Consider the following 19497-nt stretch of genomic DNA (forward strand, 5'->3'; position numbering starts at 1 on the left):
AGGTCCGTGGGTTGAAACGAAAAAGGCCCCCAGCGATTTCTCGATGGGGGCCTGCGGGTTGCCCGTGTCCCAGGGCGGGGAAAATCTGTGTTGGCTACGCCGCTGCCGGCTGCTGTCCGTTCAGGCCGGCCAGCACGCGGTCGACTTCGTCGGTCAGCTGCTGGAACTGCCGCTGCAGCTCGGTGCCACCGGCCTGCGCTTCGGCGCGAATGCGCGCGCGCTCGGTTTCGGCTTCTTCGTGCATGGCGGTTTGCCGCAGGCGGGTCTGCCATTCGGCGCTGCGGTCGGCCAGCTGCTGGCGCAGCTTCTGCAGCTCCTGCTGATACTTCGCCAGGACGCCGTCCACCTGGTTCACCGTGTCGGTGTCGCCGGCGGCGCCGGCCTCGCTGCGGATCTTCTCGGCCTCGGCCAGCAGCTTCTGGGTCTTGGCCTCGCGCTCTGCGATCTTGGACTGCGCATCGGCCATCGCAGCCTGCATCTGGGCCTGCGCGGCCTCGTCGGCCTGCGCCTTGGCGGCCTGCGCCTCAGGCGAGTTGGGGTCGGCCTGAATGCCCAGCTGCGACCGCAGGAACTCGGCCATCTCCTTGCGCTTGCCGAAATCGGACATCTCCAGCGCGAAGGGGATGAGCAGGCCCTGCATGTTGGGCGGCATGGACTTGAGGATTTCCGCGAAGGCGGCGAACTGCTGGGCGCGGTAGGTCGGCGTGCTGGGCACGTCGGTCAGCGTGACCTTGACAGGGGCGGTCTGGACGTCGTTTTCCTTGTAGGACTGGCCCGTCGCGGGGTCCCTGCGGGGGATATTCACGATGACGCGCCGCTTGACCGTGCCGTTGTCCACCAGGATCTCGGTCTGCTCGGTCATGTCCTCTTTGATGAGGTCCAGCAGCGCGTTACCCACGCCGCGCCGGGCGATCCGGTAGTTGTCGTTGATCTTGGCCAGGGTGGTGACGCCCTGCTCCACCAGCGACTGGATGGCCAGGCCGGAGCTGGCATTGGACGTCTGGCCCATCATGGCGGCGTACACGCCGGCCGCCTCCTGGATGGCCTGCTTGCGCTCCTGCATGATCTGGAACTGCTGCTGGGACAGCTCGAAGTTGTTCTCGACTTTGATCTGTCCCCGAGTAGCCGCCGGGTTTGTAACAAGGAAGGCATCAGCCCTGCCCAGCTCGCGGTTGGCGTCGCTCATCGAGTTATAGCGCTCGTCCAGCGCGTCCGCGTCGATGAAGGTCCGGCGGCTGTTGAGCAACCACATCATGCGCGCGGCGCGTGCGTTGACCTCGTCCTGCGGCGAAATCATGGCCCGGATCAGGCCGTAGGGCACGCCGGTCAAGTCCTCCCGGTAACCGAAGAACGGGATGTAGGGGAAGCGCCGGCGGTTGGTGGCGCGGTCCAGCACGCGGATCGGGCCGATGTAGAACGCCGTGCGGATCTTGTCGTAGACCGCCAGCTTGGGCTGCACGGCGCCGGCGGCCACCAGCGCCCGGTGTACCTCGTTCCTTTCGTTGAACTCCAGGGTGCGGCCGCCAGGCAGGGACAGCACCAGGCCACGCACCCAGACGCGATACCAGACCTCGAAGCAGGTGACCACGCGGCGGTCGACGTCGCGCCAGTCCAGGTCGTCCCAGGTCGTGCGGCGGCCCTGCATGGCGTCGTTGAGCAGCTCGGCGGACATCCGCGCCTCGCTCGTCAGGTAATCCGCCCAGTCGCGCCAGTTCGCTGCGGCCAGGATCATCTCCCGGTGCTGCGGAAAGAACGCCGCGATGTGATCGGCGTCGTACCGCTTCTTGCGGACCACATAGCGCGCGTCGCTCCAGTCGAGCGCGCGGCTACGCCAGTCCCAGAAGATTTCCGAGCGGTGGATGCTGGTGACGCGGTACGGGTACTGGAAGGGATTGCTGTTGCGCGACACCTCCACCACGCCGAAGCCCGCTTTAATCAGGCCGGCGTAGGCGTCGGAGTTGGCCACGTCCGCCTGCGTCTCGCGCTCGGCCTCGTGCATCTTGGCCGACAGCGCCTCGGCCACGTCCTGGAACTTGTCGTCGTCACCGGAGACACGCCAGTCTGATCGGGTCTTGGCCTCCATGCCCAGCACGGCATTGACCGTCGGCTGGACCAGGTTCGTCACCAGCGTGCCCAGGCCCTTGTCCTCGAGCCTGGCGATGGTGTCGGCGTCCAGCTGGTTGCCGTCGAAGTAGTCGCAGGCCTTGTCAGCCTCGCGGCGCCAGGCCGGCTGGTCGCGGATCTCCTCCAGCCAGCGCTCGAGCTGGGTCACGGACAGCGCGCCGCGCTCGGCCGGCGCCTGGTCGCGCGCGTGCGCAGTCGCGCCATCGCTGCCCTCGAGGAGCCGAAAGCCAGTAACGGAGGTGTTCATGCGCGCCAGGTTTCTCGAAATCGTTTGAAGTTCTTGGGCACGTTGTCACGTGCGAAGCGGAGGGACATCACGCCATAGCGCGATGCGGAAATGACGTCGTCATCGATCTTCACGATGGCGCCGTCCTTGCGGTGATAGGTGCGGTACTCGGAAAGCCACAGTTCCAGGTGCGAAAACACCTTGAACCGACCAGTGACCATGCGGTTGAGCATGATCTGGATGCCTGCCTCGACGCCGTTGGAGCCGTCCTCGAACTGCGTGCGCTCGGGCAGCATCGCCACGCCCTCGGCGATATAGGCGTCGCGCATCGGCGTGCCGGTGTCTTTCTGCGCCTGCAGGGCGTCGTGCGGCCAGGCCACCGGAATCCAGCTGCCGCGCGACTTGATGGCGCTGGCGTGCACGGACACCGGCTGCTTCTTGGCCGCGTAGGCGTCGTAGACGTAGACGATGTCGGCGTCCTGGTTGTGGGCCAGCCAGGCCGCCGCGGTCGGGTGATCCCAGCCCAGGTCCAGCCCGCAGATGCGCGGCCAGCTGTCCGGGATGTTGAACGGCGGCACCACGATGCTGGATTCCGGCACCGGGAACACCGCGCCCGAGCCCAGCACCGGCTTGCCGTAGGCCCGGGCCTCGCGCTCATGCTCAGGGTAGCTGGCCAGGATCGCGTCGGCCTGCTCGCGGCTGTAGTGCTCGGCATCGTAGATGCCCATGAACACCACCACCGTTCCAGGCTGCTTGTCGATCAGGAAGCGCTTGACCGTCGCCGACATGCCCATCAGCGGCGTGAAGGTCATGTACACCGGGCCCAGCGTCGTGTTGGTCCGGGTGATCGCCTCCATGTAGATTTCGTGGGGTGGCTCCTCGTCCAGCCAGACGAAATCCAGCGTTTCCGCCTGGAACTTCGCGCGGCCCTGCTCGTAGTTGCGGAAGCCCAGCACGCTCTCGCCGGCCTGCACGTCGCCGCCGCCACCGTGGCGCACCACGATCATGGACACGGCGCCCGGCACGCCGGCCAGCGGCGCAATTTCCTTGATCGCGTCCGCCGGAATGGCGCCGGTGCCGCGGTCGCTCTCCACGCCAGGCCGGCCCAGCAGCAGACGCTGCATGCCGTCCCGGGTCAGCGCTGCCGACACCGAAGCAGCCCAGCCGGCCGTCGACTTCTGGAATACCTTGCCTTCCCACCATTCCGGGTAGCGCCCGGTCAGGTGCATGGCCGTCTCGTACGCGCCCGAGTACGTCTTGCCCTGCTGGTTGCCAGCAGAAAAAAGGCGCTCGCGGAATGCGGCGCCCTGCGCGTGGAACTCCCTCTGCTTCTCGTACGGCCGGTAGTACTTCAGCCGGTTGCGCTTGGCGCGCCGGGCGCGCTCCTGCAGCGCCCTGGCCAGCATCAAACGCGGATTGGACATCAGTGCATCGTGGCCCCGGAGGAGGCTGCGCGCAGCTCGGCCAGGACGTGTTCCACGGGCACGCCTTCCAGTTGGGCAATCTCCTTTGCCGCTTCCGCGATGGTCTGGTCCAGCTCGGCATCCGACTTCCTGTCGAGGTCGCCGATCCGCAGTTCCTTGCGGTCGACGAACATGCCCAGGTGCCGGCCGATCAGCTCGAGGTTGGGCGTCTTGGGCGCCAGCTTGAGCGTGAAATTGCCGTTGCGGTCCCAGGACCAGCCAATCACGCAGCGCCGCACCTGCTCGGGCAGCAGCCGCAAGTCCCTGGGGCTGTTGATGTCGCGCACCTCGCCCGTGGTCGGATCGGTGACCACCAGGTCGGCCGGGTCGTAGAAGCCCATTGCCACCCATTCGGCCATGACGCGCTCGGCCGTGATCTCCAGCTTTTCCGACAGCTTGTCGCGCAGCGCCTGGACGGCGGCAGCGACGTTAGCCTGCGCTAGCAGCCGCGACGCGCCACTGACGGCCGCCGCTCCCCTCGCCCGATAGGCCGCCTCGTAGGCCTTGGTCTGGTTCTGGAAGCCGCCGGCGGCGAACTCGTCCACGAACCGGCGCTGCTGGGGCGTCAGCGGGCTATCCGCAGACACCACGCGGCGGGCGGACGGCGACAGCGTGCGTTTCGAGCGCGCAGGCGACTTCCGCGCCGGCTGGGGCGCTTTGGATTTCTTGGGGGACATTGGCGGGGGCTTACCGGGTGGCGGGCAACAAAAAAGCCCCGGCTTTCGCTCGGGGCTCGTTTCAGGCGCAATTGTGCACCTTGACAGAATAGGCCGGATTTTGCGTGTGAAATTACAGCGTGTCAACCACCGCCGATAGTTTCGGCCCGCAGCAGTGCCGCCTCGATGCGGTTCATGGCGAGTTGTTCCTCGCCGATCACGCCGGCTTCCGGTGCGGCGCCCTTGCCCTTGCGGGTCAGCTTGGAGCCGCGCAGCCAGAGCGTGATCTTGCTGTTCTGGTCGACGACGGTGCGCTCGCTGATGCTCGCCCGGCTGGCCAGCTTTTCCAGCAGAATCCGCTGGCGCCCTTCCTTGCCGGCGAAGTAGCGCGCCACCAGGCCGTCGCGCACGCTGCGGTGCACCAGGTGCCCGGACAGGACGCCGTGGGCCATTGCGGCATCCGAGATCTTGCGCACCACGACCATCCAGTCGGCGTCCCAGACGTCGCTGTGGCAGCACGGGCAGGCGACGGTCTTGGACATGAAGCGGGCCAGGATGAGCAGCTGATGCAGTTCGGACAGCTCGTCCAGCTTCGCCAACACCATACCGGCCTGCGCCGCGCCATCGGTGCCGGCCAAACCCTTGCCGCCGTGCGGTCGCGGTGAGGTCGCCAGGCGGGCCATAAGCGGGCGGTCGTAGACCTGCGCGGTGTAGTTGAAAGCGAAGGTCAGCGCGGCGTGCGCGCTGTCGAAAAGGGGTTCAGACACGGTTTGCTCCGGGCAATCGAGATAATTCTTGGCGCCGGCCTGGCCGGCCAGCTGCTCATTCCTGGCCATGAAAGCCTCCGTTCGGCCCGCGGCCGGCGCCATGCAACGATTGCAGCCGGGGCTGCGCCGCGGCGATGCGATCGGCGTTCAGGCCCAGGGACGATGCAAAGCTCAGCGGTCGCCGCCCGTTCACGCCCGGCAGGACCTGCACCTGGCTGGCGTGCACCGGGGTAAGCGCCGGCTCGGACACCGCCGACTGGCTGACCGAGGCACGCAGCTTGGCCGGCGGCACGCTATCGGGCTTGACCGCCACGGGCGCTGCGCTCGCGGGCTCGTCGGTAACCGTCGGCGGCATGGCCTGCAGGATCGCCGCGTTCAGCCACAGGTCATACGCCTCTTTCGGCGTGGCCCCTTGTTGCGTCAGCACGTCGCACCCGCAGCTCCAGCGCCCGTCCATCCTGCCGTCGATGGGGCGTAGTCGCGGGCGAATCGGTGCAGGCTTCGGTTTGGGCATGGCCCGGCTACGCCGCTTCGGCGGTTCCCCGCGCAGGCGGCGCTGCGTGGCGGTGACGATCTGCCAGACGCGTTCCGCGGATACGCCGAACTCGCGCGCCAGGTCGGCAGGCGATTCGCCGGCCTCGCGTCGGCGCGTGATTTCCAGGTCGCGGTCGAGGTTGCTCATTTGCGCGTCTCCAAGGCCAACAGCTCCTGGCCGTCGATGTTGGTGACGCGAGAAATCGCTACGCCCACGCCCGGCACCGCGGCGTAACGCTTGCGCACCACGATGTCGACCACTTGGGTGTCGTCGTGCCACACCACACCGTTCAGCGCGTCGAAAATGGCCTTCACGACGTTGTCAGCGTCAGGCTTCTTCGTGGGGTACTCGATCCCGGCCAGCGCGTCGGCCTGTTTGCGCTTGGACCAGGACCGCGGGATCGGCAGACGGATTTCCAGAGTGGTCGCCACCGGCCCCTCCAGCAGCAATGCGCCGGCCATAGCCTGCCTGGCGGCCAAGGCAACGACGCCCTCGTAGGAGGCGGTCTTTTCCGGCGTGTACAGCTGGATATGCTTGCCGCGCGCCGCCGCGCGGGGACGGCCTTTGCCTACGGGCACGCCGGGGATATCGAAGTTCAGCATTTGGCTCCCTCGCCGCGCAGCTGGCGCAGCCATTCGATACGCGCCGCGGTCTTTTCCGCCAGCGCAGGTTGGTGGTCCGGGCACTGCCGGGGATAGGTGGGGGTCACGAAGGTGGCCGGGCGGTCGGTCATGAGGGCGCAGCGGCCCAGGCCGGCAGCGGCGTGCTTCGCGGATTCGCGGAAGGTGAAGCGCTCGCACGAGACGCACTGGACGGTAGCCGTCATACGCGCACCCCGTAGTCGGCGAACAGCCTGGCGCGGTCGGCTTCGGATGTGCCCGCCGCGGCATGGACCCGAGCCTTGAAGTACGGAGCCAGCTCGTCCGGCTTTTGCTCCAAGCCCAGGTCCGCGCCCTTCTGGACGATGCCCGGCCAGGTCAAAGCCCAGGCTAGTGGGTCCGCGGCCTTGGCGGCCGCCGGCCGCTTGCCGTTCACGGCGCTTTCCGCGTGGGGCGGGCGCAGCACCTTCCCGACGAAGATGTCCAGGAATCCCGCCGTGATCGGGCCGGCGTCGCCGGTGGCCTCGCGGTCAGCAACGGCCAGCTCGTAGGCCTCGGCCAGCTGGGCGCCGGTCACGCCAGCAGCGATCCACGCGACGATGCGCGGGTCGTTGCTTTGCGTGCCCCTGGGCTGCTTGCCGCGGGCCTTTTCCCGGCGGCGCAGCCAGACGGCAACGGCCAGCGCTTTTTCCTCGGGGGTCTTGTCGGGTTCAAGCGACGGCGGCGGGGCTTCGCCCTCGCACGCGGGCGCATGCGCGAAAGACGCCGCCGCTGCTTCTTTTTCTTTTAAATACTGTCCCTGTCCCTCTCCCTGTCTCTTGGAGTGAGTTTCCCGAGGGACATTGGGGGGGTGTCCTTCGGGACCGCTGCCGGTGTCCTTCGGGACATGCTTTTTTGTCCCAGGGACAGCGATAGGTTGTCCCTGGGGACAACCAAGGGACAGCCACTCATCGAGGTCAGAGACATGGACGTCCGTACCGTGCCGCTGGTTGTGCTTCTTGATGCGCGCGCACTCGGTTTTCCAGCGCTGGATCATCTTGGCGCGCCAGGCCTCGGTGGCCTTCTCCGCCACTACAGGGTGATACAGCCGGCCGTCGGCGCACTTCGCCCAGCCACGCAGGGCTCCGTCGCGATGGCGCAGCCATTCCCTCGTGACGCGGCCGAACCCGGCCAGCTGCGCCAGGACGTCGTCGTCGTCCGGCAGGCTGGCGGCCGGCACCTGGTGCCAGGATGCGCACCACAGCAGGACCGCGCAGCGGAACGATTCGCCGTCGGCCTTGACCGCCAGGTCACTGTCGCGCAGGCGCAGCACGTCCAGCGGCATGAACGCGAAGTCGCGCAGGTCGCAGTCGGGCGGGGTTAGAGGCGCGGGCAACTGTTGAAAATCTGTCATGTGTCACTCGCAAAGTGCATAGGCCGAGCTGCACGCTTGTGGATCGTCCAGGTCGGTTAATAGAGAGAATTGACGTCCCCCCCGGTCGGTGCGAGCCCATTCGACAACGGTGTAGATTCGGGGGTCTTTCCCGGCATGGCCTTGGGTGCCTTGGTGGAAGAAGCTGACAGGGGATTCCGGCCTGCACACACTCGCCACCAGGCGCTCCCATTCAGCAACCCGCTCGATCTCTTCGGGAAAACGCCTGCCGATTTCGCGCAGCTCCCCCTTGCTGGCGTTAATGCACGGCATGCACCCAACGCGCGTCATGCCTTGACGGTAAAGAGGATTGGGCGCTATGCCGGCGGCGGAATGCGCCTCGAAAACGTCCGCAATCTTCCAGCGCAGGATCGGTCGGTGGACCGCGATGCCGCCACCCAGCCATTCATAGGAAGGAAGCCAGCGGCGGGCCTCGGACTCATCTGCCCGGACCCCTTGCCAGGATTCGACGAAATGACCTTGGTCGACCAGCTCCAGTTGGTACTGAACCAACGGGTCACGTTTTAAGTACTGCGTGCAGAACTGGCGCTTCCGCGAAGGGAAACCGCCGCGCACCAAGCAGAGATCGAGGTAAGGATTGCCTGTCGGATGCAGCAGCTCAAGCGCGCGCGCAGCAGCGGCCGGCGTCCATGCGTACATGAACTTGCGCCGACCGTAGACTGCGCTTTCGGGCTCACCAGCGGCGATCCTGGCCAGGTTGGCGCGCTTTGTGGCGAACTCGTCGGCGAAGTCCGCGCGCACGACGTCCACGGTGATACCGAGGACGCGCGGCAGATAGTCCAGGGCGTAGTCGTAGGTGGCCTGGTGCTCGTTGCCCGTATCGGCGAATACGAACCGGCAGGCGTCTCGGCCATGCAGTTCAAGCGCCACGATCGCGGTCGCGGTGCTGTCTTTTCCGCCAGAAAGTGAAACAACTTTCAGCGTCACGCCGCCTCCCCTTGCTCCAGACGCGCATAGGCATCCCACATTCGCAGGCTGGCCAGGCGGGCGATATCGACCGCCGCGGCCGGGCTAATGGGCCTAGCGTCCCGGTTGGGCGTGGCGCGACGGACGCACTGCACTCGCATGACGTCGACAGCCGGGCTCGGGTAGCCGTCGCGGTCCAGCAGCAGGACGCCGCTCTGGGCGCTCGGCAGGGCCGTCAGCAGATCCGGGTGCCAGATCTCCTTGGGCAGCGCGAAGTAGTGCTTCCAGACCTTGGTGGGCCAGTCCTTCGGCGTGCTCTTGTAGCGGGCGCGCCGCGCAATGCTCTCGACGCGCAGATCGTTCGACCACGGGCTGTGCCGCAGCTCCGTCACGGACGGCCAGAAGCCGATGTGCTCGCGGCGCCACCACTTTTCCTTCTTGGCGTCGGCTTTCAGGTCAGCCCGGCTGATCTTGATTTCGACGTCGATGATGCGCAGGTTCTCCGTCACCACGAGCAGATCGCATTCGTGGCCCGTCCAGTTGCAGTTTGGCACGACCACCAGATACTTCCGGTTGAACGTCTGCCGCACCAGCGCGCGGGTAATGGAAGTCTCGGACCACCTCATGCGACCTCCTTTGCGGCGCTAATATGGCGGCGCACTATCAGGAGAAAAACTTGGACCAAGCACGAAAAATTCTGGCCCTCATTGGATTCGCGGCCGCTCTGTTTGCTGTCGGCTGTTTCGGCACGATTGGCGTTGCGGCAGTCATTTTTCATCGACCGCTGGGCACATTTGCCTTGCAGTCGAGCTCCGATCTCGCTAGCTGGGTTCAGGCCATTGGTGCAATTCTTGCTATCGTTTTTTCTTATCGGCTTGGCGCTAGCCAGCTTGAGCAATTCAGCGAGGCCGCCCGGCGCGCGGAGGAGGAACGAATGCGGGAGCTGGCTGGCCGTCAGTATGAAGTGCGGCATGCATACGAAGCCGCTGTCCGGATCGCGAGGTTTCTCGCTGATTTTGGGGGGGTGCACGTCGCCGATATGTGGGACAGGAATTATTCTGGCGAGCTCCAGGGGGCGTTGGAAAAATTGAAAAGCGTTGCGACCAACGGATTTACCCCAAAGCAGATAAGGCAGCTGCGCGTAATTGAGAACGGTACGCGAAGCATTCAAACATGCGCCAATAGCCATTACGCTTCGCATGACCCGGGCCTCGTTACGACTGAAAATCGGGAAAGAACTGCTCGATTTAACGCCGAACTCCATCGACAAATTGGCCAGCTCAACGCAGCGTACAAGTCCTTCTTTTCGGAATAATCGGTTCCGTACCAGATACACCCTATCGTCGAGCCGCGCGCGGTGCGGTCTACCGTCAAGCACGTTCATGCCCCCTCCCCGCCGCGCACGGCCAGCGCCGTAGCAATCGGCCGCACCCAGATGGGCGTGCTCGACAGCTGGAACGATTCTCCGGCGCGCGACAGCAGGATGGCGCGGCCGACTTCTTCGCCCATGGCGCGGGAGGCCTTCTTGGGCACGGCGTTGCCGATGCGCTCGCGGTGCGCGCTGTCGCTGTTTCCCTCCATCTGGAACGGCTCGCCGCGCGCCTCGGCCTCGGCGTAGTCGTCGGGGTCGTACAGGCTCTGCACGGCGGCCAGCTCGAGCGTGGTGAAGGGCCGGTGCCAGGTGCCGTCCTCGGCGATGATGCGGCAGACCAGCTTGTCGTTGGCCGCGGGCAGCGCGCGCGGATCGGCCACCGACCAGGCGCCGTTGTCGTGGCAGGCGGACGCCGAGACGGCGCCGACGTGCTGGTCCCAAGCCGCCACGCCATAGTGGCCGGCCGTCAGGTAGTGGTCGCCACGCTCGCGGGCCAGGCCCGGGCGAGGATCAGCAACGGAAAATGCCCCGTTGGCGTTGCCGGCGATGACGGCGTGAGCGTGCTCGCCCCAGCGCGCGGTGTGGTACTTGCCGTGCAGCTTGCTGGCATCCGGGCCGCCGCGCGGGTCGGCGACAGCTTGGCCGCCGCTCGACGGGCCGTGACCGCCGCTCACCGTGCCGGCGCTGCTCGTCCAGGGCACCACGCGGAATACGTTCTTGTGCGTGTCTCCCCCAAAGCCGCGCGGGTCTGCCACGCATTGGCCCGTGCCGTGCGCGCCCGTCACGGCGCGCGCCGCGGCGTCGTAGCGCACGATGCGGAATTCGTTGCTGTGCTTGGCTGGGCCGTGGTGGCGCGGATCGGCGACGCTGTACGCGCCCTGCCCCGGGCCTTGTTGGCCGGCCACGGTGCCGATCGAGGCATCCCAGCGGCGCACGCCGTAGGCCTGGCCATCCTTCCATGCGGCGGACGGATCGAAGCGCGGGTCCGCCACCGAGAATGCGCCGTTCAGCGGCAACGATTCGCCCGCGACCGCGCCTGTGGTGTCCTCCCACCGGCGCACGCCTAGCCCTCCGCGGTACATCTCCGGGACCAGCAAATAGTCGCGCAGGTGGCCGTCCTGCACCGCCAGGCGGTTCAGGCTGCGCCAATCGCTACCGGCCTCCACGAAGGCGAGCCGCACCCACGTTTTCCAGCTGAGGTTCGGAATGCGGTGCATGGGGCCGGCGGCCAGGTCGCCCGGCAGGCGCATGCGGCCCAGGATCTCGCCTACGGCGCGCAGCGGGCGCTTCGGCGGTTCGTAGATGAACGCCGGCACCTTCTCGGCGTGGCGGGCGATCAGCAGGAAGCGCTTGCGACTCTGCGCCAGGCCGCCCAGCTCGCCGCAATCGTGGGCAGTTTCGCGCACGACGTAGCCGTAATGGCGCAGCAGCTGGACGATCTGGTCCAGGAAGTGGCGGCCGCGCGACGCGATGCGCGGCACATTCTCGAACAGGATCACCTCGACCGGGTCATCCTTCCAGGCCTCCAGCGCCAGCCAGACGCCGCGCAGCGTCAGCTCGTTCAGCGCCTGGTACTTGGCCGTCAGGCTGCGCGAATGCGACAGGAGCCCGGAGAAACCTTTGCACGGCGCCGACAGGAAAATGATGTTCGGCCGGCGGCCACCCGCCGCTGAGCGGACATCCTCGGGGGTGGCCTCGGCCCAGCCGGCGGGCGGCTCGTGCCCGTGGAATGCGGTGTACTGCTGGCGGCTGAACAGGTCGCGCACCGTGCAGCGCACGCCGGTGAACCGGTGGAAGTCCGCGGCGCCGGCCGCGTCGACGTCGATCCCGCCCAGGCAAACCATGCGCCCGCGCAGGCCCGGGATTTCCGGCCGGGCTTCCTGCATGCCAGCGGCGCCGACGCCGGCGCCAGCGAACAGGTGAAAGTGGTTGATGTCGGACACGAACATGGCATCAACCCACCGGGTTGGCGCGTGCGCGCACGTAGCCCAGGGCGCCGAAGGCATGCTGCTCGAGCACGGCGCGCGCGTACTCGGCCTTCGTCTTGCCGCTCATCGTGGCAAGGGCCGCAATCGCGTCGTACAGGTCGCTGGTGCAGGGGATGTCCAGGCGCTCGGTGCACTTGCCGGCGGCGGAGGTTTCGGAGGGGCGGGATTCGAGGGTGTGCAGGACGGGATTGCTCATTGGATACCTATCGGATGTTGCTCGGCTGGGCCCGGCGCGGCGCGGTGGGCACAATGCCGGCATGGAAATAGCTCAAGGGGAAGGATCGAAGCAGCCGACAGCCACGCGCGGGAGGCCGGCGGCGTCGTACACACGGATGCCGGCGGCGGTGTATTCAATGCGGCCGGCCATGCTCAATTTCTCTGCGGTGAGCTGCGCGACGCCCTGCTCGGACGCAACTTGCGCGACCAATGGCGCTAGCCCCAGCGCAGCGATCAGGCGGCGCCGGGCTGCTGAGGTGGGAGAGACGGGCTCACGCATGCCCCTGACCTTCGGAAGCAATTTGCTCCGACGAGGCGAGCGCTTGTGGTTGGTCCAGCTCAGCCGCAGCAATGTCGCTCCGCTCGAAGTAGTCGTGAAGCGCTTGGACGGTCTGAACCCGGGGGTTTTTCACTTCCCCGTACTTCAGCTTTCGCACGGTGCTTTCGGGCACGCCGGCCCCTTCCGCGACCCGTTGGATATCAGGAAATCGAACGGCGCTCAGGCGCGCAAGTACGGAGGAAAGAAATGTCGGCTGGTTCATGCGCCGCATTTTCAACCCATATTTGGGTTGCGTCAACCCGCAAATGGTCCGCGAGCCGGGGCATAGTTCCATTTATGGGTAAAAAGTCGGCCACAGAGATCGTTGGCGCGAACCTCGACCGGTTAATGGGAGAAGCAGGCCTTTCCAACGTTGCGTTGGAGGGCCGGCTATCTCGGCGCGTCACTAAGTCCACGATCGGCCGCATCCGAAATGCCGAAATCAGCGCCGGCATTGCCAACATCGAGGAAATCGCGCGGGCGTTCGGCCTGGAAGCCTGGCAGTTCCTCATTCAAGACGTCTCCACCACCAACAAGCCCAGGCTGGTGGCGAGCGCGCCGGCAGAACAGCCCGTCACCGCCCCCACCGCAGCAGATGCCGAGCTGCTGACGATGTTTCACCAACTGGACGATACGTACCGCACCCTGCTCCTTGCAGACGCGAAAAAGTACCTCCAAGTCCAGCAGCCAACCGCCAAAAGCGATGCCGACGCCAAGAGGGCTCGTGCATCCTAGCATCCGTCTGGTGTGGTCTGATGGCAAAAAAATTTGGCCCTGTTGAAACAAAAAAGGTCAAAACATGAGCATATTTAAAGTCGTGCTGTGTTCGATCATTGCGGCTGGTCTCGTTGCCGGTTGTGCCGCCCCTTCCCCTGCGGATCGCAAAGCCGCCGAATTCGCCGAATGGCGCAAAGACGCGGCAGCGCGCGAGGCGGCTGGAACGCTGTCCCGGATTGACAAGCTCAAGGAGATGTATGCCCAGCTGGCGAAGGAACCCGTCTCGATGGCAGACGTCGCGGGCATGCGCTGGGCCAGCACCGACATCACAACGCTGGAAGCGTTGCAAGCCGGAAAGATAGATCGCTCCGAGGCGGACAGTCGCCTGCGGGAAAGCCAGACGGCCTGGCGCGCTGAAATGGCGGCTCAAGCGGCCGCCTCGCGTCCTGTCAATACGAACTGCATTACCTGGCAAGGATTCACGCAATGCGCAACCCAATAGGAATGCTACCGTCGATCCGCTGCATCTTGGCTGCCGGCGCCCTTTTGGTTGCCGCGGGAACATCGACAGCTGCTGACGTCGTGTTCTCCGACGCGCCGCCGGCACCAGGGGAAACCGCTCAGCCTAGGCCGGATCTTACTTTCCGCGTCCAAGATCTTGAGGACCCGGCGGCGAAGAAGCGGCGCGAGCAGAGCGAGGACGTGCGTTCCTCCTGCCGGAAAGACGCGGCCCTGACTGCGAAAACCGAACTAGGCGTGCGCGTGCTTCTCGATGAATGCGAACGTGAGCACAGGAAGCGCCTAGGCGAATAGCCGCACAATGCCCCGACGGGGCATTTTTTTTGTTCGGCTCAACCCATTTACGGGTTGACACAACCCATTTTTGGGATGAGAATTCTCGCCATCGACCCATTTACGGGTCATCAATGACGCGAGGATTCCATGCTCTCGACCTGCCAGCCGCACGCAGGCATGCCGGTGGCCACATCAGCCACCGACGGCGCCCCCATCGTCCGCCTCGCCACGCGCGAGCTGACCGACGCCGACATCCTGAGCGTGCTCTGCGATCTGTTCGCCGGGCGCGCTGAAAAGGCCTTCGGCGAGGACCTGGACTGGTGGGCCGAAACCTTCCTGTGCGACATCAGCCCCAAGGCCGCTGCCGGCGTCGTTGTCACGGCCATCAGCAAGTGGGAGTTCGACCAGCGCGCCGGCGCCGCGGGCGTCAATGAGCTGGAAAGCGAACTCGTCTTGCGCGCCCGCCAGCTGATCGCGCGCTCCCCGGGCGTATTCGAGGGGGCCATCTGATGCTTGGCTTTCTCATCGCCGGCCTGCTCACCGTCTGGTTCGAAGTCCGCGACCTGATCGCGGCGCGCCGGAGGTCGCGCAAATGATCGTCGCCGCCCTCCTCTTCATCTTTCTCGCCTTCGTCGTGGCGCGCGCCATCGACGAGTTCGCGGCATTTCTGCGCCGCACCGACCCCTGGAGCAAGCTGTGAATAGCCCCGCCCTGCCCTTTCCCGCAGTGCCGGTCAGCCTGACCGCGCCGACGTTTCCCACCGACAAGATCCGCGCAGCCGTCATTGGCGCCCAGGTCACCGACCTGGTGGACGCCGCCCAAATCGGCTGGAACCACGCGGCTTTGACCATCCGCGAAGGCCTGGCCGTCGAGCCCGTCTATTCCGAGCGCACCCTGCTGGATGTGCACGAAGCCGCGGCCCGCGTCGAATCCGCGAAGGTCGCGCAGCTGCTGGATGCGGCCACCACCGCGCTGGCTGCGCTCGACGGCGTCGCGCAGAGCTCGCCCGCCGCAAGCGGTCCGCTGGACGCACGGCAGCGCCTGGCCGAAGCGGTGGCCAACTTCTCGCAGGGTGCCGCATGACCGCCGCCACGCTCTGGGTGCTGCTGGCGTTCCTGCCGGCCGACCGCGACGGCCCGCCCGTCATGGTGATCGAGCGCTTCGCCACGCAGGCCGAATGCCTCGACGTACTGGCCGTATTCCCGCCCACCACCCGCGTCACCTTCGACTGCATGCCCAGCCGGCAGATTCGCGCCGGCGCGGCGCCCACCATGGAGAACCGCCCGTTATGAACGCCCCCATCCCGCTGCCGTCCACTGCGGAAATCTTGCAGGACGCCCTGGACCACATCATGCGCACGGCGCGCGCCAGCTCGACGCAAACGCGCCGCCTGCGCTGGATCGCGAGCCGCGCCGAAGCCGCGCTGCAGGGCCGGCCTTATATCGCCGCCGAGCACGATCAGCCCAAGATGGTCGGCGAAGCCGCCATGAAATCGAAGAATGCCGCGCTGCTGTCGAAAAACCTGGAGTTGCGGCTGGCCAACGCCCGCATGCGCGTGGCCCTGGCGCAGATCGCCGGCGGCTCCACCGGCATCGTCGATCGCGACGCCGAGCTGGCGCAGATCGCCCAGGCCGCACTCAACGTCGAGCAGGAGGCCCGCGCATGAAACCCATCCGCAAGCTGATCCGCGCCGACGGCGCCGAAGCCGAGCTGCATGGCCCGCATGCCATCCAGGACATCTGCCAGATGATCGGCGCCGATGCGCTGGACACCGTCCGCCTCTCCGACCGCGTGCACGTGATGCTGGTCGATGACCAAGGCATCCTGAAGAACCTGCCCGTCAACCCGGCGGCCACGCGCCTGTACCAGGCCGCCCGCGGCATTCCCCACCAGATCCGCGGCGACGTCGTCATCGTGCCGGACTCCGACTATGCGAGGCACGCATGAGCGCCGACCGCATGATCGAGCGGGCCGTCCTCGACCAGGCCTTCCAGGCCGCCTGCCAGCGATACGCCCATGGCAATGGGTCAAGCCACGCCATCGCGGCGGCAGCACTCCGCGCTGCTGGTATGTCGGAGCTGTTGAAAGAACTCAAACAGCTCGCACACGGCACGCTGCTGGACGAAGTAAACCACGACGACGACAGCTTGCGGACGATCGCCTATCGCTCGGCCTGCGAGTACTCGCGTCTGGCCCTGCTGGCGCACGCCACCAGGATTGACGCAACCCTCGCCCAAGCAGCGGAGGAGCAGCCGTGATCCGCCGCCTTCTTGCCGCACTCGACTGCGACTACGCCCTCGCGGCGCTCGCCCTCGTCGCCGCAGTTTTCGCCTACGGCTACGTCCAGCAGGCCGACGAAGCCGCCGCCCTCACGGCGCACGCCGAAGCCACTGCGCCCCACAACAACTGACCCCGGAGCCAACATGATGCAACGCATTATTCCGATCCGCGCGTCCAGCCTTGCCGAGCTGTTCGATTGCCCGGCCCGCTGGGAAGCCAAGAACCTGTTGGGCATGCGTATGCCGTCCTCGGGCGCCGCGCGCCTGGGTACGGCAATCCACGCCGGCACGGCCGCTTTCGACCAGGCCAAGCTGGACGGGAGCCCGATCACCCCCGATGACGCCGCCGGCGAGCTGGTCAAGACCCTGCACGACACGACCGAGGAGGTGGATTGGGACGAGGCGCGGCCGCAGGACGTCGAACGCATCGCCCTGGCGCTGCATACCCGCTACTGCGCCGAGATTGCGCCCCACCAGGACTATGTAGCCGTCGAACTCACGTGCGAGCGCATGGAGATTTCGGACCTGGGCATCGCGCTGACGGGCACGACGGACCGCGTCCGCCGCGTCGCCAGCGGCGAGCTGGGCATTGCGGACCTCAAGAGCGGCGCCCGCGCCGTCGGTGCGGACGGCACAGTCGCCACTGCCGGCCACGGCCCTCAGATGGGCGTCTACGAGATCCTCGCCCAGCACGCCATCGGCCAGCCGATAACCGCGCCGGCGCAGATCGTCGGCCTGCAGACAGGGAAAACCGCCGGTGCCCAGCGCGTGGGCACCGGCGAAATCACTGGCGCGCGCGACGCGCTCGTCGGCACCGACGACAGCCCCGGCCTGCTCCAGCACGCTTCCCGGCTCCTGCACAGCGGCAGCTTCTACGCCAACCCCAAATCCGTCCTCTGTTCGGGCAAGTACTGCCCGCGCCACTCCACCTGCAAATTCAAAGGCTGAACCATGTCCCAATCCACTACCGTACAAAGCCTTCGCGCGGTGCCGGAGCCGCAAATGCCCGTTGTGGCGCCCGGCTTCGACAGCCTGCAGGGCTTCGAACTGATGCAGCGCGCCGCCCGTCTGCTATCCAGCAGCACGCTGGTGCCTGTCGCCTATCGCCAGACCATCGAGAAGCTGGACCGCTACGGCAACGTCAAGGAAAGCCGCGAGAACCCGAATGCGCTGGCTAATTCGGTCGTCGCGCTGAACATGGCGCAGCGCATGGGCGCAGATCCGCTGATGGTGATGCAGAACCTCTACATCGTCGAGGGCCGGCCGTCCTGGTCCTCGCAGTGGATCATTGCCGCGATCAACGGCTGCGGCCGATTCTCGCCCCTGCGTTTCCGCATCGAAAGCCGCGGTGAACGCGAGGTCGAATACAAGTCGACCTATTGGGAGAACAACCAGCGGCACACCAAGGTCGAGAAGGTCAAGATCAACGACAAGGTATGCGTGGCCTGGGCGATCGAGAAGGAAACCGGCGAGGTGATCGAGTCGCCGGCCGTGTCGATCGAGATGGCCGTCCTCGAAGGCTGGTACACCAAGAACGGCAGCAAGTGGCAGACCATGGACGAGGTCATGCTGCGATACCGCACCGCGAGCTTCTTCGGCAAGCTCTACGCGCCCGAACTGCTGATGGGCCTGCAGACGGTCGAGGAAGCCCAGGACATCATCGAGGCCACCACCGCGCCCGACGGCACCATCAGTGTCAACGTGGACGAGCTGCGCCAGGCCGCCCAGCCGGCACAGCGTCAGCCCGCGGCGGCGCAGGCCAATGCGACGGACCTGGAGGCGCGCGAGCCTGCCGCAACCACCGACACCGCGCCCGCGAAGGCGCAAGCCGAGGCCCGCAACCCGGCGCAGGGCGCGGCAGCTGCCGCCCCTGCTTCTCAGGCGCAGCAGGCCGACCAGCAGGGCGGCGATGCCGACCTCGACCCGGCCAAGGTCGAGCACCAGATCCTCAACGCCAAGTCGCTCGACGTGCTGGACTTGGCCGCCGATTCCATCGACGGCGTGGCCGATCTGGGTGAGCGCGCCCGCCTGCACCAGGTGTACCAGGAACGGCGCCTCACCATGACGCGTCCGCAGCAGCCCGCCCAGCAGGAGCTGCAGGGCCAGCAGGAGGTGCAAGCCCAGCAGCGCCCCGCCGCCAACACCCGCCGCCGCATGGTCGCGCCGGAATAAGGGGACGCCATCATGTTCAAGAACGCCAAGATTTACCGGCTGACGTCCATTCAGGCCTTCTGGGATCTGGACGCCCTGAACGACGCCCTCGCCGAGCATGCCTACGTGCCGGCGGGCCAGCTGCAGCTCCAGTCCGTCGGCTGGGTGCCGCCGCGCGAGGGCGCCGCCCTCGCCCACGCCGTGGGCGGCAAGCTGATGCTGACGGTGCGCAGCGAATCCAAGCTGCTGCCCGGCAAGGCCATCAACCAGGCCGCTGCGGCCCGGGCCCGCGAGATCGAAGAGCAGCAAGGTTACAAGCCCGGCAAGAAGCAGATGAAGGAGATCCGCGAGCGCATCATCGAAGAGAAGCTGCCCACGGCGCTGACACAGTACGACGATATCCGCCTGTGGATCGACCCCGTTGAGCGCTGGCTGATCGTCGACACCAGCACGCCGGCGAAAGCGGACACCGCGATCGGCCTGCTGGCCAAGAGCATCGACCCGTTCCCGGTCGAGCACCTCTACGTCGCCCAATCGCCGGCCAGAGCAATGACCGGCTGGCTGGCCGAGGACGAAGCGCCGGCCAACTTCAGCATCGACCAGGACGCCGAACTGCGCGCTTCGGGTGGCAGCGGCGCGGTCATCCGCTACGTCCACCACTCGATCGACGCCGACGACGTGCGCCGCCACATCGAGGCCGGCAAGCAGTGCACCCGCCTGGCCATGACCTGGGCCGACCGCATCTCGTTCGAGCTGACCGAGGACCTGGACATCCGCAAGATTCGGCCGCTGGACGTGCTGCGCGAGAAGCAGGCCCCCAAGGACACAGGCGCCGAGCTATTCGACGCTGAGTTCCTGCTGATGGCCGGCGAAATCGCCAAGCTGCTGGCCGAGCTCGTCTACGCCCTGGGCGGCGAGCAGCTGGCCGACCATGCGCCGCAGGCCACCGGCG

Annotated in this window: 26 protein-coding genes and 1 pseudogene; 13 read left to right on the top strand and 14 right to left on the bottom strand. The window is 66.6% G+C overall.

Features of this window, described 5'->3' with window-relative positions; all coding sequences use genetic code 11:
- Nucleotides 1-94 precede the first annotated feature (94 nt).
- The 10 genes from AC1M14_RS17395 to AC1M14_RS17440 all read right to left on the bottom strand — a co-directional run bounded on the left by AC1M14_RS17395 (nt 95) and on the right by AC1M14_RS17440 (nt 9334).
- Nucleotides 95-2371, bottom strand: a complete 2277-nt coding sequence (locus tag AC1M14_RS17395; protein WP_479730141.1) for a portal protein — start codon at nt 2369-2371, stop codon at nt 95-97.
- Complete coding sequence (locus AC1M14_RS17400) at nt 2368-3774, bottom strand: terminase large subunit domain-containing protein (protein WP_479730142.1); 1407 nt, start codon at nt 3772-3774, stop codon at nt 2368-2370. Before AC1M14_RS17400 ends, AC1M14_RS17395 begins: the two co-directional genes overlap by 4 nt.
- On the bottom strand, nt 3774-4490 hold the full coding sequence (locus AC1M14_RS17405; protein WP_479730143.1) for a terminase small subunit: 717 nt from the start codon (nt 4488-4490) through the stop codon (nt 3774-3776). Before AC1M14_RS17405 ends, AC1M14_RS17400 begins: the two co-directional genes overlap by 1 nt.
- Before the next feature lie 122 nt (nt 4491-4612).
- Nucleotides 4613-5236 (bottom strand): hypothetical protein, encoded by a 624-nt coding sequence (locus AC1M14_RS17410; RefSeq protein WP_479730144.1) that lies wholly within the window; start codon nt 5234-5236, stop codon nt 4613-4615.
- Nucleotides 5237-5291: 55 nt separating this feature from the next.
- Nucleotides 5292-5918 (bottom strand): hypothetical protein, encoded by a 627-nt coding sequence (locus tag AC1M14_RS17415; RefSeq protein ID WP_479730145.1) that lies wholly within the window; start codon nt 5916-5918, stop codon nt 5292-5294.
- Nucleotides 5915-6373 carry a RusA family crossover junction endodeoxyribonuclease gene (locus tag AC1M14_RS17420; protein WP_479730146.1) on the bottom strand — a complete coding sequence of 153 codons (459 nt, stop codon included), beginning with the start codon at nt 6371-6373 and terminating at the stop codon, nt 5915-5917. The genes AC1M14_RS17415 and AC1M14_RS17420 overlap by 4 nt, the downstream gene beginning before the upstream one ends.
- Nucleotides 6367-6597: a hypothetical protein gene (locus tag AC1M14_RS17425; RefSeq protein WP_479730147.1), complete on the bottom strand. Its 231-nt coding sequence runs from the start codon at nt 6595-6597 to the stop codon at nt 6367-6369. Before AC1M14_RS17425 ends, AC1M14_RS17420 begins: the two co-directional genes overlap by 7 nt.
- Nucleotides 6594-7763: a DUF1376 domain-containing protein gene (locus AC1M14_RS17430; RefSeq protein WP_479730148.1), complete on the bottom strand. Its 1170-nt coding sequence runs from the start codon at nt 7761-7763 to the stop codon at nt 6594-6596. Before AC1M14_RS17430 ends, AC1M14_RS17425 begins: the two co-directional genes overlap by 4 nt.
- Nucleotides 7764-7766: 3 nt before the next feature.
- Nucleotides 7767-8729 (bottom strand): phosphoadenosine phosphosulfate reductase domain-containing protein, encoded by a 963-nt coding sequence (locus tag AC1M14_RS17435; protein ID WP_479730149.1) that lies wholly within the window; start codon nt 8727-8729, stop codon nt 7767-7769.
- Nucleotides 8726-9334, bottom strand: coding sequence for a hypothetical protein (locus tag AC1M14_RS17440; RefSeq protein WP_479730150.1), 609 nt, complete (start codon nt 9332-9334; stop codon nt 8726-8728). The genes AC1M14_RS17435 and AC1M14_RS17440 overlap by 4 nt, the downstream gene beginning before the upstream one ends.
- 50 nt (nt 9335-9384) lie before the next feature.
- Between AC1M14_RS17440 and AC1M14_RS17445 the strand changes: the two genes are divergently transcribed.
- Nucleotides 9385-10023 (top strand): hypothetical protein, encoded by a 639-nt coding sequence (locus AC1M14_RS17445; protein ID WP_479730151.1) that lies wholly within the window; start codon nt 9385-9387, stop codon nt 10021-10023.
- Between the two features lie 65 nt (nt 10024-10088).
- On the opposite strand, the gene AC1M14_RS17450 is transcribed toward AC1M14_RS17445, so the two are convergent.
- The 4 genes from AC1M14_RS17450 to AC1M14_RS17465 all read right to left on the bottom strand — a co-directional run bounded on the left by AC1M14_RS17450 (nt 10089) and on the right by AC1M14_RS17465 (nt 12826).
- Complete coding sequence (locus AC1M14_RS17450) at nt 10089-12029, bottom strand: DNA cytosine methyltransferase (RefSeq protein ID WP_479730152.1); 1941 nt, start codon at nt 12027-12029, stop codon at nt 10089-10091.
- Between the two features lie 4 nt (nt 12030-12033).
- Entirely contained in the window at nt 12034-12264 is a 231-nt protein-coding gene (locus AC1M14_RS17455; RefSeq protein ID WP_427996792.1) for a hypothetical protein, read from the bottom strand.
- Between the two features lie 72 nt (nt 12265-12336).
- Nucleotides 12337-12564 (bottom strand): hypothetical protein, encoded by a 228-nt coding sequence (locus AC1M14_RS17460; RefSeq protein WP_479730153.1) that lies wholly within the window; start codon nt 12562-12564, stop codon nt 12337-12339.
- Nucleotides 12557-12826: a hypothetical protein gene (locus AC1M14_RS17465; RefSeq protein WP_479730154.1), complete on the bottom strand. Its 270-nt coding sequence runs from the start codon at nt 12824-12826 to the stop codon at nt 12557-12559. The genes AC1M14_RS17460 and AC1M14_RS17465 overlap by 8 nt, the downstream gene beginning before the upstream one ends.
- 74 nt (nt 12827-12900) lie before the next feature.
- Here AC1M14_RS17465 and AC1M14_RS17470 point away from each other — a divergent pair, with 74 nt between their 5' ends.
- From AC1M14_RS17470 to AC1M14_RS17525, 12 genes and pseudogenes are all read left to right on the top strand, one after another.
- Complete coding sequence (locus tag AC1M14_RS17470; protein ID WP_479730155.1) at nt 12901-13338, top strand: helix-turn-helix domain-containing protein; 438 nt, start codon at nt 12901-12903, stop codon at nt 13336-13338.
- A gap of 64 nt (nt 13339-13402) precedes the next feature.
- A complete protein-coding gene (locus AC1M14_RS17475; RefSeq protein WP_479730156.1) occupies nt 13403-13822 on the top strand; it encodes a hypothetical protein in 420 nt (139 codons plus the stop codon).
- Nucleotides 13823-14262: 440 nt separating this feature from the next.
- Nucleotides 14263-14625: a hypothetical protein gene (locus tag AC1M14_RS17480; protein WP_479730157.1), complete on the top strand. Its 363-nt coding sequence runs from the start codon at nt 14263-14265 to the stop codon at nt 14623-14625.
- Between the two features lie 186 nt (nt 14626-14811).
- A complete protein-coding gene (locus AC1M14_RS17485) occupies nt 14812-15198 on the top strand; it encodes a hypothetical protein (protein ID WP_479730158.1) in 387 nt (128 codons plus the stop codon).
- Nucleotides 15195-15407: a hypothetical protein gene (locus AC1M14_RS17490; RefSeq protein ID WP_479730159.1), complete on the top strand. Its 213-nt coding sequence runs from the start codon at nt 15195-15197 to the stop codon at nt 15405-15407. The genes AC1M14_RS17485 and AC1M14_RS17490 overlap by 4 nt, the downstream gene beginning before the upstream one ends.
- Complete coding sequence (locus AC1M14_RS17495) at nt 15404-15781, top strand: hypothetical protein (RefSeq protein ID WP_479730160.1); 378 nt, start codon at nt 15404-15406, stop codon at nt 15779-15781. Before AC1M14_RS17490 ends, AC1M14_RS17495 begins: the two co-directional genes overlap by 4 nt.
- Nucleotides 15778-16062 carry a DUF3846 domain-containing protein gene (locus AC1M14_RS17500; protein ID WP_479730161.1) on the top strand — a complete coding sequence of 95 codons (285 nt, stop codon included), beginning with the start codon at nt 15778-15780 and terminating at the stop codon, nt 16060-16062. Before AC1M14_RS17495 ends, AC1M14_RS17500 begins: the two co-directional genes overlap by 4 nt.
- Entirely contained in the window at nt 16059-16373 is a 315-nt protein-coding gene (locus AC1M14_RS17505) for a hypothetical protein (RefSeq protein ID WP_479730162.1), read from the top strand. The genes AC1M14_RS17500 and AC1M14_RS17505 overlap by 4 nt, the downstream gene beginning before the upstream one ends.
- Nucleotides 16370-16525: a hypothetical protein gene (locus AC1M14_RS17510; protein ID WP_479730163.1), complete on the top strand. Its 156-nt coding sequence runs from the start codon at nt 16370-16372 to the stop codon at nt 16523-16525. Before AC1M14_RS17505 ends, AC1M14_RS17510 begins: the two co-directional genes overlap by 4 nt.
- Before the next feature lie 16 nt (nt 16526-16541).
- Nucleotides 16542-17342 (top strand): RecB family exonuclease, encoded by an 801-nt coding sequence (locus AC1M14_RS17515; protein WP_479731817.1) that lies wholly within the window; start codon nt 16542-16544, stop codon nt 17340-17342.
- 54 nt (nt 17343-17396) lie between these two features.
- Nucleotides 17397-18566 (top strand): hypothetical protein, encoded by a 1170-nt coding sequence (locus AC1M14_RS17520; protein WP_479730164.1) that lies wholly within the window; start codon nt 17397-17399, stop codon nt 18564-18566.
- Between the two features lie 9 nt (nt 18567-18575).
- Nucleotides 18576-19472, top strand: a pseudogene (locus tag AC1M14_RS17525) (recombination-associated protein RdgC); the annotation flags it as partial.
- Nucleotides 19473-19497: the final 25 nt, after the last annotated feature.

The sequence above is a fragment of the Achromobacter sp. SX5 genome (genome assembly GCF_056711425.1).